The organism is Paenibacillus sp. JMULE4 (assembly GCF_013337105.1).
GTDB lineage: Bacteria > Bacillota > Bacilli > Paenibacillales > NBRC-103111 > Paenibacillus_G > Paenibacillus_G naphthalenovorans.
In genome coordinates this window covers 155,486-169,409 of record NZ_SGWF01000010.1, presented here as the reverse complement: position 1 = coordinate 169,409, position 13,924 = coordinate 155,486, and the positions used below count along the sequence as shown (strand labels likewise).

Annotated in this window: 13 protein-coding genes and 1 pseudogene; 4 read left to right on the top strand and 10 right to left on the bottom strand. The window is 50.2% G+C overall.

All coding sequences use genetic code 11. The features are described from left to right. The first annotated feature begins 176 nt into the window (after nt 1–176). The 4 genes from EXW96_RS28225 (at nt 177) to EXW96_RS03040 (ending at nt 3,047) form a co-directional block, all read left to right on the top strand. Nucleotides 177–536, top strand: a complete 360-nt coding sequence (locus EXW96_RS28225) for a LysR family transcriptional regulator (protein ID WP_309224997.1) — start codon at nt 177–179, stop codon at nt 534–536. Beyond that, nucleotides 427–1,050 carry a substrate-binding domain-containing protein gene (locus EXW96_RS03050; RefSeq protein WP_309224996.1) on the top strand — a complete coding sequence of 208 codons (624 nt, stop codon included), beginning with the start codon at nt 427–429 and terminating at the stop codon, nt 1,048–1,050. Before EXW96_RS28225 ends, EXW96_RS03050 begins: the two co-directional genes overlap by 110 nt. A gap of 147 nt (nt 1,051–1,197) precedes the next feature. Next, nucleotides 1,198–2,211 (top strand): ParB/RepB/Spo0J family partition protein, encoded by a 1,014-nt coding sequence (locus tag EXW96_RS03045; protein ID WP_174349839.1) that lies wholly within the window; start codon nt 1,198–1,200, stop codon nt 2,209–2,211. Between the two features lie 194 nt (nt 2,212–2,405). Continuing rightward, nucleotides 2,406–3,047 carry a cell wall hydrolase gene (locus EXW96_RS03040; protein ID WP_174349838.1) on the top strand — a complete coding sequence of 214 codons (642 nt, stop codon included), beginning with the start codon at nt 2,406–2,408 and terminating at the stop codon, nt 3,045–3,047. Between the two features lie 482 nt (nt 3,048–3,529). Here EXW96_RS03040 and EXW96_RS03035 read toward each other — a convergent pair whose 3' ends face one another. The 10 genes and pseudogenes from EXW96_RS03035 to EXW96_RS02990 form a co-directional block, all read right to left on the bottom strand. Continuing rightward, nucleotides 3,530–4,183 (bottom strand): ABC transporter permease, encoded by a 654-nt coding sequence (locus tag EXW96_RS03035; protein ID WP_174349837.1) that lies wholly within the window; start codon nt 4,181–4,183, stop codon nt 3,530–3,532. Nucleotides 4,184–4,200: 17 nt separating this feature from the next. Next, nucleotides 4,201–5,103: a glycine betaine ABC transporter substrate-binding protein gene (locus EXW96_RS03030; RefSeq protein WP_174349836.1), complete on the bottom strand. Its 903-nt coding sequence runs from the start codon at nt 5,101–5,103 to the stop codon at nt 4,201–4,203. Beyond that, the gene (locus EXW96_RS03025) at nt 5,100–5,765 is read right to left on the bottom strand and encodes an ABC transporter permease (protein WP_062408195.1); all 666 of its coding nucleotides are present in this window, start codon (nt 5,763–5,765) and stop codon (nt 5,100–5,102) included. The genes EXW96_RS03030 and EXW96_RS03025 overlap by 4 nt, the downstream gene beginning before the upstream one ends. Then, the gene (locus EXW96_RS03020; RefSeq protein ID WP_174349835.1) at nt 5,762–6,976 is read right to left on the bottom strand and encodes a betaine/proline/choline family ABC transporter ATP-binding protein; all 1,215 of its coding nucleotides are present in this window, start codon (nt 6,974–6,976) and stop codon (nt 5,762–5,764) included. Before EXW96_RS03020 ends, EXW96_RS03025 begins: the two co-directional genes overlap by 4 nt. Nucleotides 6,977–7,193: 217 nt before the next feature. Then, nucleotides 7,194–8,090: a DMT family transporter gene (locus tag EXW96_RS03015; RefSeq protein ID WP_174349834.1), complete on the bottom strand. Its 897-nt coding sequence runs from the start codon at nt 8,088–8,090 to the stop codon at nt 7,194–7,196. Nucleotides 8,091–8,294: 204 nt separating this feature from the next. Beyond that, nucleotides 8,295–9,479 carry a M24 family metallopeptidase gene (locus tag EXW96_RS03010; protein ID WP_309224995.1) on the bottom strand — a complete coding sequence of 395 codons (1,185 nt, stop codon included), beginning with the start codon at nt 9,477–9,479 and terminating at the stop codon, nt 8,295–8,297. A 10-nt stretch (nt 9,480–9,489) separates the two neighbouring features. Then, nucleotides 9,490–9,939 (bottom strand): acyl-CoA thioesterase, encoded by a 450-nt coding sequence (locus EXW96_RS03005; protein ID WP_174349833.1) that lies wholly within the window; start codon nt 9,937–9,939, stop codon nt 9,490–9,492. Between the two features lie 134 nt (nt 9,940–10,073). Continuing rightward, a pseudogene (locus tag EXW96_RS03000) lies at nt 10,074–12,112 on the bottom strand (heterodisulfide reductase-related iron-sulfur binding cluster). 14 nt (nt 12,113–12,126) lie between these two features. Next, complete coding sequence (locus EXW96_RS02995; protein WP_062408183.1) at nt 12,127–13,104, bottom strand: electron transfer flavoprotein subunit alpha/FixB family protein; 978 nt, start codon at nt 13,102–13,104, stop codon at nt 12,127–12,129. A 14-nt stretch (nt 13,105–13,118) separates the two neighbouring features. Further along, nucleotides 13,119–13,886 carry an electron transfer flavoprotein subunit beta/FixA family protein gene (locus EXW96_RS02990; RefSeq protein ID WP_174349832.1) on the bottom strand — a complete coding sequence of 256 codons (768 nt, stop codon included), beginning with the start codon at nt 13,884–13,886 and terminating at the stop codon, nt 13,119–13,121. Between the last annotated feature and the right edge of the window lie 38 nt (nt 13,887–13,924).

The following is a 13,924-nucleotide window of genomic DNA, read 5'->3' as shown; positions in this document are numbered from 1 at the left end:
CTTGTGAAACTGCGGCCGAACGCAACCTGATCCCGTTTCAATCATCAGGAAATGTTACCTCCCCCATGCAGCTGGTTGCTTTTCCGCGTAAGGGTATTGTAATATAATCCCATTGATAACAAAAATATTTAATTCTTATCATTATCCATAAGTTTTATTTAAAAAGGAGCCCTCAAATGGATGAAAAAGACTTTTTACTGCTAAAAACGCTGTATACGGAAAAAAATATCAGCAGAACCGCTGAAATCCTGTATATTTCCCAGCCGGCCATTACGTATCGGATTCAAAATCTAGAAAAATATTTTAATACCCCCATCATCTCCAGAGGAAAGAAAGGTGTTGAATTTACTGCCGAGGGGGAATGTCTTGTCAAGCTGGCCGATCAAATTTTGTATGAAATCCGGAAAAAAAAAAAAAAAAAAAAACATGGGCCATCAGGTTCAAGGTACGCTGAGGCTGGGTGTTTCAAGCAATTTCGCACGATATCGCCTGCCCGCTTTGCTCAAACGATTTGTAAAGCTTTACCCGGATGTTGAAATTATAGTAAAAACCGGATGGAGCACGGAAGTCATGAATTATTTGTATAAGGATGAAGTCCACATCGGCATTGTGCGCGGGGATCATCATTGGCATGAGCACCATTATTTTTTATACGAAGAACCCGTTACCATAGCTTCAAAAGAGCCTATCCATCTGGAGGACCTGCCGACTTTAGCAAGAATCAACTACAAAACGGACAGCCATCTCAAGCAAACCATCGATCATTGGTGGCACAAAACCTTTCATCACCCCCCTCTGATCACCATGGATGTCGACCGAATCGATACCTGTGTCGAGCTCGTCAAGAATGGATTGGGTTATGCTATCATTCCCAGCATCAGTCTCAGCGAAATCGATTCCTTGCATACCATTGACCTATACTCCGAAGAGAACCAGCCCATCTCCCGGAAAACCTGGATGACCCATCGTCATGCGGCTTTGGAGCTGTCCGTGGTGAAGGCTTTTGTTGATTTTATGAAAAGTCAATATAACCAGGAGGCACCCAGGTAACGCCCTCGCCTTTGTAAATGAAAGATATAGTATACATAGCACGCATTTCCTCCGAAGGGACCATGTTATATAATATTGATATGCGCATGTCCCCCGCCCGGGACTTCTCTCCGGGATGAAATCGAATGATAGGAGATCGAATGCCTAATGGAAATAACCGACATTTTAACCGACCTGATTGATGAGGATACCGATCAGCCCAGATATCAATTTGACGAAGAAGCACTGCAGGAATTAATGAAAAGCATTGAAGAGCTTGGCCTGCTGTCACCCATTAAAGTCAGAGCCACGGGTAACGGCCGCTATAAAATCATATACGGGAACCGTAGATACAAAGCCTGCAAAATGCTGGGGCGCCCTACGATCCCTTGTCTTGTCTCTACCGTAACGGATGAAACGGAAATTTATCTGGAACAAATTGCGGAAAATTTGACGAGAGAAGGTTTCTCCCCCATTGAAGAAGCCGAGGCGTTCAACAAGCTTCTTCACGATCCTAAGTTCAGCAGCTCGATCAAATATCTGTCCAGCAAGCTTGGCAAGCCGGAAGCCTACATCAAAAACAAGTGTGATCTGCTGAAGTTCGGCATGGCCGTAAAAAAGCTCATCGTGAGCGGAACGGAAATCCGAAAAGACAAACTGACGGAAGATCAGCTGCTGCCCATTAAAGATTTGCCGATCGAGTACCGGGATCCGCTCGCCTTGATTATCGCCAGAGACGAGATGCCTGTGAGTGATGTCAAAAAGATCGCCCGATTATTTAAGGATAAAAGTATCTCTTCAGCAACGAAAGACAAGCTATTGTACAAAACAGGGCCCGCATTGCTTGAAACCTGGTCTATATATGAACAAAATAAAGCGGAAAGGGAAAAGAGCGCCGTACCGAAGGCGACGAAGAACGCGCCCCGGAAAAAGGATACGAAGCCGGATAAGAATGAACAACAAGAACAACGGTCGGCAGCACCGATAGAGGATCAGCTGCAGCGATTACTCGCCTCCCTTCTAGCCCATACTCCGGTGCCCGCAGACAACATGGACATCAATACAAACCATAAGGACGTTTTTTTGAAGGACGTCGATCAGCTGATCGACAACCTTGAGAAGCATCTGGCAGAATGGAAAAACATCAGGGACCGGGTTAAAAAATCGATCCACATTTTCTAATAATTATTAAAAAACATAGAACCCGGGCTAAAATCAGACAACGGCTTCGAACCCTTTGAGGACCGTCGGGAGCTGTTCCGGCCTTATTGTTTTGAGCGTGTACGGTGACTTCCCCGGTCGGATGAACATCCCTGAACACGCCATGCCGTCACAGCAGGCGATCCCAAAAAGGAATAGGAGGTTGTTTGAATACGATGAAGAAAAGTTCCGTCATTGCCGCATTAATCGGTGGTTTCCTTGGCCTTACGGCCATGGCGATGCCGGCCGGTGCAGCAGCGCTGGAGAGGGGCACGCAAAGCGAGCATGTCCTCGACTTGCAGCTGCGGCTTAGTACGCTTGGCTACTTTCAGGCCGGCGCAACCGGCTACTATGGATCGATTACATACGAAGCGGTAAAAAAATTTCAAAAACAGTCCGGCTTGCCTGTTAGCGGTACGGCCGATTCCAAGACCTTATCGCTATTGAAACAATCGGCCGCTCCAAAGCAAAATGTATTGGAGCAATTGGCACGATTGATCCATGCCGAGGCCAGAGGCGAATCGCTCCAGGGCCAAATTGCCGTAGGCGCGGTCGTCCTCAATCGGGTGCAGTCCAATGCATTTCCCGATTCCATTACGGAGGTCATTTTTCAACCGGGTCAATTCTCCGCCATTCTGGACGGACAGTACAACCTGACGCCGGGACCTTCCGCCTACCAGGCGGCCAGGGCCGCTTTAAACGGATCGGATCCGACGAACGGAGCTCTCTTTTACTACAATCCCAAGATTGCAACATCGGCCTGGAGCAAGAGCCGTCCGATAAAAGTCCGTATCGACCAGCACGTGTTTACTCTTTAAGTATCCCCCCGGCACTCCTGCATATCTCCTGCACGCTCAATAAGAAACCCTCTAACGAGGCCATTCATGGATAACCGACAAAGCAGGTTTTATTTTGTGATAAAGAAAGAAGCTCTTGCATCCCGCATGAGCTTCTTATTTCCAAACCCGTTTCAGCTGAAAGGCTTCTTGCAAATACCCCCAGACTGCAATGGGACTTGTCAGCATTTGATATCCCAACTCGACAAGAAGAACGTGGATGCTTCCCTCATAATCCTGGCAACTAATCTGCCTTAACGTATCTCGTATTCCTTTCTCTTCATTGTGTGCTGCAATCAGAACCGTAATATCGTTTGCCGGATACTGATGTTTAAAAGGCGGTTGTCTATCCAAAAGAAGACTTGAAACCAAGAAACTGTTCATATAGCCGGGAATATAGGCAATGCCGGCAATGATCAGGATCGCCGCCGGGATACTTGCTAAAACAGAAATATATAGGTTTATTAAGCGGTCGTCTTTGAAGCAGCCTTCCTTTGCCGGCCCACCCGCCGCTGCAGGTAACCCAGAAGAAAATCGGCCAACAGGGCAAGCGCGGCCGCCGGAATAGCTCCTGCGTAGAGACGGGCTGAATTATCCATATTGATGCCGGAATAAATTTCACGTCCAAGACCTTCTCCCCCGATCAACGGGGCGATCGTTGCGACGCCGATCGCGATGACGGCTGCCACCCTTATGCCCGTAAACACAAATGGCAGAGCAAGGGGAAACTGCACAAGAACCAGCAGCTGCAAGGGATTCATGCCTACCCCCCGCCCGGCTTCGGTAATCGCCGGGTCCACCTGGGTCAGTCCAACATACGTATTGCGGATTACCGGCAGCAGCGAGTACAGGAACAATCCGATGACCACGGTATTGAATCCGAGCCCGAATACAATCATCAGCAGCACCAGCATAGCCAGGCTTGGAAAAACCTGCACGACATTAGCCGAGGCTAAAATGACACCGGCCAGCTTGGGGACTCTTGCAGCAAGTATACCGAGAGGAACTCCTACCATCAAAGCTAACAGCAAGCCCGATACAACCATCAGAATATGCTGATAAGTGAGTTCAACGAGGTAAAGCCAGTTTTCCCCCACATAGCGAAAAAACAACTCCATACAACCACCTCTTGTCTTTAGTCCAGCAGTCCGACTTTTTTCAGATATTCTTCGGCTACTTTTCTTTCGTTTCTTTTATTGATGTCGACCTCATAATTCAACTCGATCATCGTTTGCACATCTATCTTACCCGCCAGCAGACTCATGATTTCATTCAACTCCGGATGCCTGGCGAGAACATCGTTACGGATCACCGGCGCCGCATCGTAAGGAGGGAAAAACTGCTTGTCGTCTTGAAGTGATTTCAGATGGTATTCCTTGATGCGGGGATCGGTGGAATATGCCAGCACGATATCCACATTCTTATTCGCCACCGCCTTGTAAACCAGCGCCACTTCCATAGGAATCGTTCTGCCGAAGGTGATCCCGTAATGCTTGCGAAATGCGGGATAACCGTCGCTTTCCCGCTCCAGCCAGGTCGTATCTACGCCAAGGGACATATTGGCGGCTATAGGCGCTACGTCGGAAATCGTGTCGAGTCGGTTTTGTTCCGCTACGTCCTCCCTTACGGTAAAGGCATACGTGTTCTCAAAGCCGTACGGATCAAACCAATGTAAGCCGTAATACTTGTCAAAGCCTTCTTTGGCCTGCCGGAACACGCGTTCGCGGTCCTTGTCGGGCTCAACCGGAAAATATTGATCAAAGATCATGCCCGTATACAGCACGGCCATTTGGATATCGTTGTTTATTAACGCCTGGGTGACAACGCCGCTGGATGCCAGATCGGGTAATACATCGACCTTGAGGCCAGTCCTGTCCTCGATCATAAGCTTATGCATTTGCGCTAATATCTTGGGCTCCGAATAGGTCTGAGTGCCGATGATAATCCTGTCTTCGTTCCCGCATCCCGAAAGCGGAAAAATGAGGAAGACGGCAAGGATGGTTAGGCATAACGAAGAAGCAAATTTCTGCCGGATCATTGGTTTTCCCCCTGGGCTGCGGTATGGGTGTTGGCTGTAACCCGCTTTTCTGCAAGGCTCAGGAAAAAGTCCGCAACCAACGCTAAAATAACCGCCAGAACAGCACCTGTAAAAATAAGCTCTTTCTTGTTGGTCCCCATGCCGGCAAATATTAATTGCCCCAGCCCTCCGGCGCCGATCAGTGTCGCCAATGTAGCCCAACTGATAATGTAGACCGTCGTTACCCGAATCCCTGACATAATATAAGGAAAAGCAAGCGGCAGTTGAATCTGGATTAACATCTGCCTTCGGTTGTAACCCATTCCTTTGGCAGCCTCCAGAAGATTCGGATCGACAGATTGAAAACCGGAATAGGTATTACGCAGAATCGGCATGAGTGAATACAGGAACAGCGCAAAAACGGCGGGTGTGCGGCCAACTCCCAACAGTGGAATAAGTATGGCCAGCAGGGCCAGACTGGGTATCGTTTGCAATATATTGGCTATGGAGAAGATGATCCCGTTTATCCAGGAAATCTTGTTTGCGGCCAGCCAAATTCCAATGGGAATCGCCACCGCAGCCCCGAGCGCCACCGATACAGCCGAGATCACCAGGTGTTCCTGCAGTGCCCGCAAAATATCTTCCTGACGGTTAAGGACAAATTCAAAATATTGAGCGATCATAGCGTCTCGCCGCCCCTCATCTCCTGAGTGGATTGCTCCCAATGCATATCGGATATCGCAGCCTCAGGCAACTCCGATTCCATTGATTCAGCCGGCGCGTACACTTCGGCCAGATGCCGGACAAGGCTTCCCTTGGTAATAAGACCGGCAAAACGTCCGTTGCGGATCACCGGCACATAGGGCAGCCCGTGTTCGTTCATAAGAGAAATGGCGGCTGTTACCGGCATACCCGATTCCACCACATGCTCAAAAGGGCTCATGACGTCGGCCAACGTGGCGAATTCTTCCCGATACATGTCCAGCACACTGAAGATCGAAGCATAACCGAGTAAATCGTTGTTCCGGTCTACCACAATCAAAGAATCGACTTTCCGCTTTTCCATCAGCTTGATGGCTTCGGCCAAGCCGCGCGTCGGATATGCGGTTACAGCATTCTCCGTCATGACATCGTCTACTTTAAGCAATTGATCGGCCGTTCCGGTTTGCAGCCTTTTCTTGCCGATGAAATTTCTGACAAAATCATCGGCCGGATGCCGCAGAATTTGTTCGGGCCGTCCCGTCTGCACAACCTCGCCCTCTTTCATCAGAACAATGGTGTCGGCTATTTTAAGCGCTTCATCCATATCATGAGTCACAAAGACGATGGTATGTTTGAAATCCTGCTGAAGTCTGATGAGCTCATCCTGAAGCTGCTCACGGCTGATCGGGTCCAGCGCGCTGAACGGTTCATCGAGCAATATAATTTCGGGGTTTGCGGCGAGCGCCCGAATGATTCCGATGCGCTGCTGCTGTCCGCCGCTAAGCTCTGCAGGATACCGGTTACGGTAGGTATCAGGGTCAAGATGAACAAGGCGCAAAAGCTCATCCACCCGCTGATCAATGCGGTCTTTATCCCAATGAAGCAATCGGGGAACGACGCCCACATTAGCCGCAATCGTCATATGTGGAAATAAACCGATACTTTGGATGACATAGCCTATACTTCGCCTCAATTGGATCGGGTCAATGCCGGAAATGTCCTTGTTGCGGATCAATACTTTTCCCTGACTCGGATGATTCAGCCTGTTGATCAGCTTCATCAATGTGGTCTTTCCGCAGCCGCTTGGACCGATCAGTACGGTTAATTCGCCCTCTTTGAATTCAAGATTAATGTTTTTCAGAGCCACAAATCCGTCTTCATAGACCTTTCTCACTTTCTCAAAACGAATCATCCCTATTCCCCCCTTTCTAATTTTTTACCCATCTTTCAACGAATTGAAACATTCGAGGCACATTGGAGCATCTCACACCTATGCCCTGCTTAACGTTATATAAAAAGAACCTCATCCCCGCCTTCAGCGGGATTTGAGGTCCTTTCGTTTTCCTATTCGGGATGTTCCATGCCATGCCATGCCAATGCTTGGGGACAGCCCCTTCCGGCTACGGTTATCAGCTTTTGGTCTTTAACCTGACCCTGCCCGGTGTCTTGTTCACAAAATAGATGCTGACGAGAATCAGCACTACCCCGCCCAAAAGAGACAAGGTTATCGGCTCGCGAAGAAACAGGCTTCCGGCCAGAATGGCCACGATAGGTATCATAAACGTGTACGAAGACACTTTGCTTGCCTCACCGGAGTCAATGAGTCTAAAGAATACGAGCCAGCCTATCGCGATGACAAAAAGCGAAATAAACAGAAGCGTCAGAATAAAAGCAGGTGTCCAGACAATATCGGTCCAACGCTCTACACTTAAGCCCGCAGCCGTCATGAAGAGCCCGCCTGTGACGAATTGAAGCGTCACCAGCCAGATCGGGTCCACGGCCGAAGCTTTTTTCTTCACATAAACGGTCCCTATCGCCCAGCTGAGCGCAGAACCCAGGGCAAACATAATGCCTGTGAAGGAGATATGGCCGGATATACCGCCCGTACTGATGAGTCCCACTCCGGAAAAACCGAGAACAAGGCCCGCCATTTTCAGGCCGTACATCGCTTCCCCCAACCACATCCATGAGAATAGGCCGACAAGGACAGGTTGAAGGAACACAAGCGCAGAGAATAGGCCGGCAGGCAGATAATTCAGCCCGATCGTTTGCAGCCCGTAATACAAAACGACATTAAACAAAGCGGACAGCAAATAGACCGGCCAGGTTTCTTTGAAATGGAGTTTTTTATATCTTGGCAAAGCAATCAGCAGCAGAATAAGACCCGCTAACAACGTTCTGAGTCCCGAGAACAATACCGGCGGTGTGTACAACAACGCAAATTTGGATAACGGCCAATTCACTCCCCAGACAGTAACTAAAAAAATAATGAATAAAACGGTTTGCGTCCGGGAAAGTTTCCCCATGATCATTGTCTCCTCATGATTTAACCCGTCTACGTACAGAAGGTTGATATGAAATCCAGCTTTAATTATACCCCTTCGATCTCTTTTGACAAAACGGGATATTCCAAGAATTGGACGATGATCGTGGGTTTCAAGCAAGTCCCTGGTATTATCCTCATGATCTCATCGTTTTTCGTTATACTTTGCTTTTGACATATGAAATGTTTACATTCTAATCAATCCGGGAGGTGTCATTGAGATTCGCTCGCATCCCGTTTCCGTAATCAGATAGGTATCTTCGGTGCCGACGACTCCACGGCCGGGAAAAGTAAATTTCGGTTCAACGGCAATCACCATTCCGGGTTGAAGCGGGTACGTGAATTTCTCGGCCAGCACGGGAAATTCATCAAGCTCAAGCCCGATGCCATGTCCCAAAAATTTAGCCCTGTCCGCCTTGAATCCCATGAAGTGATCGACCAGCCCTTCCGCTTCAGCCATCGTTACCGCATCCAGGTAAAGCCGCTCGCAGACGGTTCCGGCCCGCATATTGGTTTCAGTCTGTTTGGCGATTCGCTCGGCGGCATCATAAGCATACTGCAAATCGTCAGGCAATTCCCCGAACACTATGGTTCTCGATTGGTCAATATGATACCCGTCTATACAGCAGCCAACATCGATCAATATGGGAACATTCTTTTCAAATGCTCTGCGGCTTGCTCCGAAGGGAAAGGCTGCACTTAGCCCTTCTCCTCCCGCAGGCCCGTCAAAGGATGTAGGAAATGCCGCAGAAGCTCCCGACACGATAATTCCGGAGGAATTCTGCTGATTATACGCTCTCATCCGCATAAGGCCGATATGCCCCAGCTGTCTCATATCATGCTCTATGCGGCTGATCATCTCAAGCTCCGACATACCGACATGAATGTACGATAAGGAGCGCTCAAGCGCAGTGTGGAGCACCATGGCAGACTCCTTGATTTTGCGGATTTCGTAAGGCGTCTTGATCATTCTGGTCTCGCGGGTCAGCATTGTGCCGTCCACCCATCTGACGCCGGGCAGCGCTTTTTGCAAACGCTGATAATACGATACGGGAAGCACATCAAACTCCGTCGCAAACACAAGCTCCTTGCCGCGATACAGGTCGGACCGCTCCTGTTCCAACCGGGATTGAAGTTCGGTCAACGATTCCAGCGGCTCCACCCTTCCCGCATATTCGCTGCGGGCGCGGGATACGCTTTTCCGTACAAAGAATGTGGCTTCCCCCTCGGAAGGGATCAGCAAATATCCCGTTTGCATGGAGCCTGCGAAATAATAGAGTCCTACATTATGGGTAATCACAAAGGCATCCACTCCGCGCTGCTTCATGAGCTGCTGCAAGCGCTGCTGCCGGTTTAGCAATTCATCCATCATCCTTGTCACCTCAAGAGCACAACCACGGATCCGCATTCAGCGGCGGAAAAGGCCGGTCCTCTTCCAGAACCGCACGGTAGGCTACGGGAATTTCCACTGCTTTGATGCTGCCATTTGCTTCCTTTACCCATCCTCGCAATTCATACCCATGACCTGTGCGAACGCCGCGGGCAAACACTTGATGCGTCAGCTTTATGGTTTTGGGTTGGACCTCCGCTGCTTCGGTCATCACCGTGATGATATCGTCGTAATAAAGCGGTTTCTCAAACGAGCAGCGGACATCCAGCAGAGGCAGGATGACGCCATCCCGCTCCGATAAAGTCGAAGGAGAAAGACCGATACTCCGGAAAAACTCGTGTGCTGCAATATCAAACCACTTAAAATAATTCGGATAATATACAATGCCCGCCTTGTCGGTATCTCCCCAGTTCACACGCAAACGAAACTGGTTTCGTCTCATTCTACCACCACCTTTGGGTTTTCTGCCACCCCTATTTCCTATTGTAATGCAAAACTTCGAATGATTCCATTTTATTTTTCTGTTCGTCTTAAAAACATAATATAAAAATCGTGCATAACCAGACGATCACAGACTCACAATAACGCTCGTTCTACAATTTCTGCGATATCCAAGGTTTGAACCTGGATTTCCAATCCTTTACTTTTCACGCCGTCACTTATCATGGTTAAACAATAGGGGCAATTGCTCCCTATGACGGTCGGACGCGCCTGAAGCGCTTGCTCCGTTCGTTCGACGTTTACGCGCTTGCCCTGCGATTCCTCCAGCCACATCATTCCTCCCCTGCGCCGCAGCACATCGCGTCTTCCCGGTTCCGTTCCAGCTCCAGAAGCTTCACGCCGGGAACCGCCTGGAGAATATGGCGCGGGATGTCGAAGATTCCATTGTAACGGCCCAAGTAGCATGAATCGTGATAAGCCACCGCCTCTTCCATTTCCTTCTCCGGTCTTATGCGGCCTTCTTGGATGAGTTTCCAGATCAGCTCCGTATGATGGAAAACCTCCGCCTCCAAACCAAACTCCGGATATTCGTTTTTAAACGTGTTGTACGTATGCGGACATATCGTTACGATTTTCTTTACTCCATAGTCTTGAAACGCTGCGATGTTTTCTTGACAAAGCTGTTGGAACAGCATTTCGTTACCCATTCTTCGCGCGGAATCGCCCGAATTTTTCTCTTCATTGCCGAGTATCGCAAACTTCACGCCCGCCGTGTTCAAGATTTTGGCGAAGGATCGGGCGATGTTTTGGCTGCGGATATCAAACGAGCCCATCGAACCGACAAAGAACAAGTACTCGAAATCGTCTGTTTCCTCCACTGTCGGGATCACGAGATCCTCGCGCCCTTCACGCCATTTGATCCGGTTCTTGCGGCTGATCCCCCACGGATTGCTTTGCCGCTCGATATGTTGAAAGTACCGTGCCGCTTCGTGAGGCATGTCTCCCTGAGTCAATACCAGATAACGGCGCATGTCGATGATTTTCTCCACATGCTCGTTAGAAACAGGACATTGGTCCTCGCAATTGCGGCATGTGGTGCACGCCCACAGCTCCTCCTCCGTAATCACGTCGCCGATTAACCTTTTCTCTTTGGGACGCTGATCCGCAGCTTGCCTGGTCCCGGCCGCAGCGCCGGATGCAAAGGATAACGAAGGCATCCAGGGAGTACGGGAGGTTACGGCCCCTTTCTCCGTTAAGTGATCGCGCAGCTTGACAATGAGATCCATGGGAGACAGCGTCTTGCCCGTGTTCGAAGCCGGACACATCTGGGTGCAGCGACCGCATTCAACGCACGCATACAAATCGATCAATTGATTGCGCCGGAAATCTTCCACTTTGCCTGCACCGAAGGATTCCTGGGTCTCGTCCTCCAAATGGAGCGAGCTCAGTTTCCCGTAAGGTTTCGTTTCACGCAGCGCAATGTTTACGGGCGCAAACAAAAGATGTGCGTGCTTCGATTGCGGCACATAGACCAAGAAGGCCAGCAGCGTAAGCAAATGAACCCACCAGAATATATAAAAAGCTGCGGCAGCCTGACTTTCCGACAGTCCTGTAAACAAAGCGGCCAATAAAAAAGAGAAAGGGGCATACAAGCTGCTGTCTGCCCCTAACCAAAGCCGCTCAAACGCCAGCGACAGCAAGATCGAGCTCATCAGCACGGCAAGGAATAAAATGACGACCCCCGACTTCAGCCCTCGTTTAAGCCGGGAAAGCTTCTCGACATATCTCCGGTAGAAGGCATATGCCACGGCCAATAAAACCAAGAAGGTTGTCACCTCTTGAGTTAAACTGAAATAAGGGTGTGCCGCTCCAAGCGGCAGCTCGAACCCTTTGATAAACCCTTTTACGATCAGCTCAACTGCGCCGAACTGCAAAATAATGAACCCGTAAAACATCACCATATGCATCATGCCGCTCTTTTTGTCTTTCAGCAATTTCTTCTGACCGAATACTTGGATTAAAAATTCACGAATGCGTACGTCCAGGTCCTGCTTTAATTCGTGGGGCTTGCCCAGTCGAATATAAGTTATGCGGCTGTACACCACGGCTGCGAACCAATAGACCGCAAACCCCGAAACGGCGATAAAAGCAGCGAAATTCAGCAGCGGCCACATGTGGAAACCTCCTGTTACGACGTTATCAATGCGCTTCTAAATTCGTTCGACAATAAAGGTACGATCTCGAAAAGATCTCCGACGATGCCGTAATCGGCAATTTTAAAAATCGGCGCTTCCGGATCCTTATTAATGGCGACAATGATCTTGGCGTTGGACATACCGGCAACATGCTGGATCGCACCCGATATGCCGCAAGCGATATATAAATCCGGCGTAACCACTTTACCCGTTTGCCCGATTTGCAAAGCATAATCGCAATAACCCGCATCGCACGCCCCGCGCGAGGCCCCTACGGCAGCGCCGAGCACGTCGGCCAATTCCTCCAGCGGCTTGAATCCGTCGACACTCTTCACTCCTCTTCCTCCGGAGACGATAATTTTGGCCTCGGCCAGATCCACCCTCCCGAGCGATTGACGAACCACATGCCGCACGGTAGAGCGAAGATCCGTGAATTCCACCTTGAAATCCACCGTTTCCGAAATACGGGATGCATCCGGTTTGCCGACCTGAATGTTGTTTGGACGAATAGTGGCGAAGACGACGGCCTCCGTCGTTTTTTTCTTCTGGAACGCTTTACCTGCGTAGATCGGACGGGTAAAGACCAATTCGCCGTCCACGAGCGCAATATCTGTGACGTCGGAGATCAATCCCCATCCAAATTTAGCGGCAACACGGGGAGCCAAATCTTTGCCGATCGCCGTATGCCCCATAAAGACGCAATCCGGTGCCGTCTCTTTTAATAACGCCGCGAACGCCTGGGTGTACGCATCCGGAGTATAATGCCGCAATGCCTCGTGCTCCACCTTATATATACGGTCAGCGCCCTGTTCTCTCAATGCAGATTCGTGCACGGATACTCCTGCTCCCAATAAAGCAACGTTTACCGTTCCGCCCTCCGCAGCCAGCCTTGCTGCGCCCAGCGCCTCGAAGGTCACGCTGCGAATGCCGCCGTCCCGAATTTCCGCCAAAACAAGTACGTTTCTGCTCATCGCGTTTCCTCCTCCTATATCACTTTGGCAGCGTTTCGAAGCAGCTGCACCAAGTCTGACGCCTGGGTCTGCGCATCGCCTGCTAGCAGTTGACAGGCGCCCCTCTTCGGGGGGACGTATTGATGGATTACCCTTGTTTTCGGTTGGACTTCCCCGACGTTCACTCCAAGTTCCGCCGCACCGATCCGATTGATCGGTTTCTTCTTCGCCTTCATAATCCCCGGCAAGGAAGGATAGCGCGGCTCATTCAGCCCCTGCTGCGCGGTGACAAGCGCCGGAAGGCGGAGCTCGACGGTCTCCGTATCCCCTTCCGCATCCCGCTCCACCGTGAGCCGGCTGCCTTCCACCGTCAGCTTCGTAACAGACGAGACATGCGGGATGTCGAGCTCTTCTGCGACCCTGGGTCCCGTCTGACCGGATCCGTTGTCGACAGACATATTCCCGGTCAGAATGAGATCGAACGGGCGGCTGCGGATCACCGACGCCAGGACTTTCGAGGTTGTCCATTCGTCGCCGAACAGCGACTCGTCATCGACAAGGACACCTTGATCCGCACCCATCGCCAATGCCGTTCTCATCGAAGCTTCCACACGATCCGGCCCGATAGAGACGATGGTAACCGTACCTCCGAATGCCTCCCGCAATCGTACGGCTTCCTCCACGGCATATTCGTCGTAGGGATTCATAATAAAACGCACTCCATCTTCCTGAATGCGTCCTTCGACCAGCACCACATTTTCTTCCGTATCCATCGTTTGCTTCATGATCACAATCATGTCCATGGACTTCTCCCTCCGAAATGACAAACGTTCTCCGCTTG

Coding starts and splice junctions, on each gene's coding strand:
- EXW96_RS28225 (WP_309224997.1), top strand. CDS start 177: ATGGATGAAAAAGACTTTTTACTGCTAAAAACGCTGTATACGGAAAAA.
- EXW96_RS03050 (WP_309224996.1), top strand. CDS start 427: ATGGGCCATCAGGTTCAAGGTACGCTGAGGCTGGGTGTTTCAAGCAAT.
- EXW96_RS03045 (WP_174349839.1), top strand. CDS start 1,198: ATGGAAATAACCGACATTTTAACCGACCTGATTGATGAGGATACCGAT.
- EXW96_RS03040 (WP_174349838.1), top strand. CDS start 2,406: ATGAAGAAAAGTTCCGTCATTGCCGCATTAATCGGTGGTTTCCTTGGC.
- EXW96_RS03035 (WP_174349837.1), bottom strand. CDS start 4,183: ATGGAGTTGTTTTTTCGCTATGTGGGGGAAAACTGGCTTTACCTCGTT.
- EXW96_RS03030 (WP_174349836.1), bottom strand. CDS start 5,103: ATGATCCGGCAGAAATTTGCTTCTTCGTTATGCCTAACCATCCTTGCC.
- EXW96_RS03025 (WP_062408195.1), bottom strand. CDS start 5,765: ATGATCGCTCAATATTTTGAATTTGTCCTTAACCGTCAGGAAGATATT.
- EXW96_RS03020 (WP_174349835.1), bottom strand. CDS start 6,976: ATGATTCGTTTTGAGAAAGTGAGAAAGGTCTATGAAGACGGATTTGTG.
- EXW96_RS03015 (WP_174349834.1), bottom strand. CDS start 8,090: ATGGGGAAACTTTCCCGGACGCAAACCGTTTTATTCATTATTTTTTTA.
- EXW96_RS03010 (WP_309224995.1), bottom strand. CDS start 9,479: ATGATGGATGAATTGCTAAACCGGCAGCAGCGCTTGCAGCAGCTCATG.
- EXW96_RS03005 (WP_174349833.1), bottom strand. CDS start 9,939: ATGAGACGAAACCAGTTTCGTTTGCGTGTGAACTGGGGAGATACCGAC.
- EXW96_RS02995 (WP_062408183.1), bottom strand. CDS start 13,104: ATGAGCAGAAACGTACTTGTTTTGGCGGAAATTCGGGACGGCGGCATT.
- EXW96_RS02990 (WP_174349832.1), bottom strand. CDS start 13,886: ATGGACATGATTGTGATCATGAAGCAAACGATGGATACGGAAGAAAAT.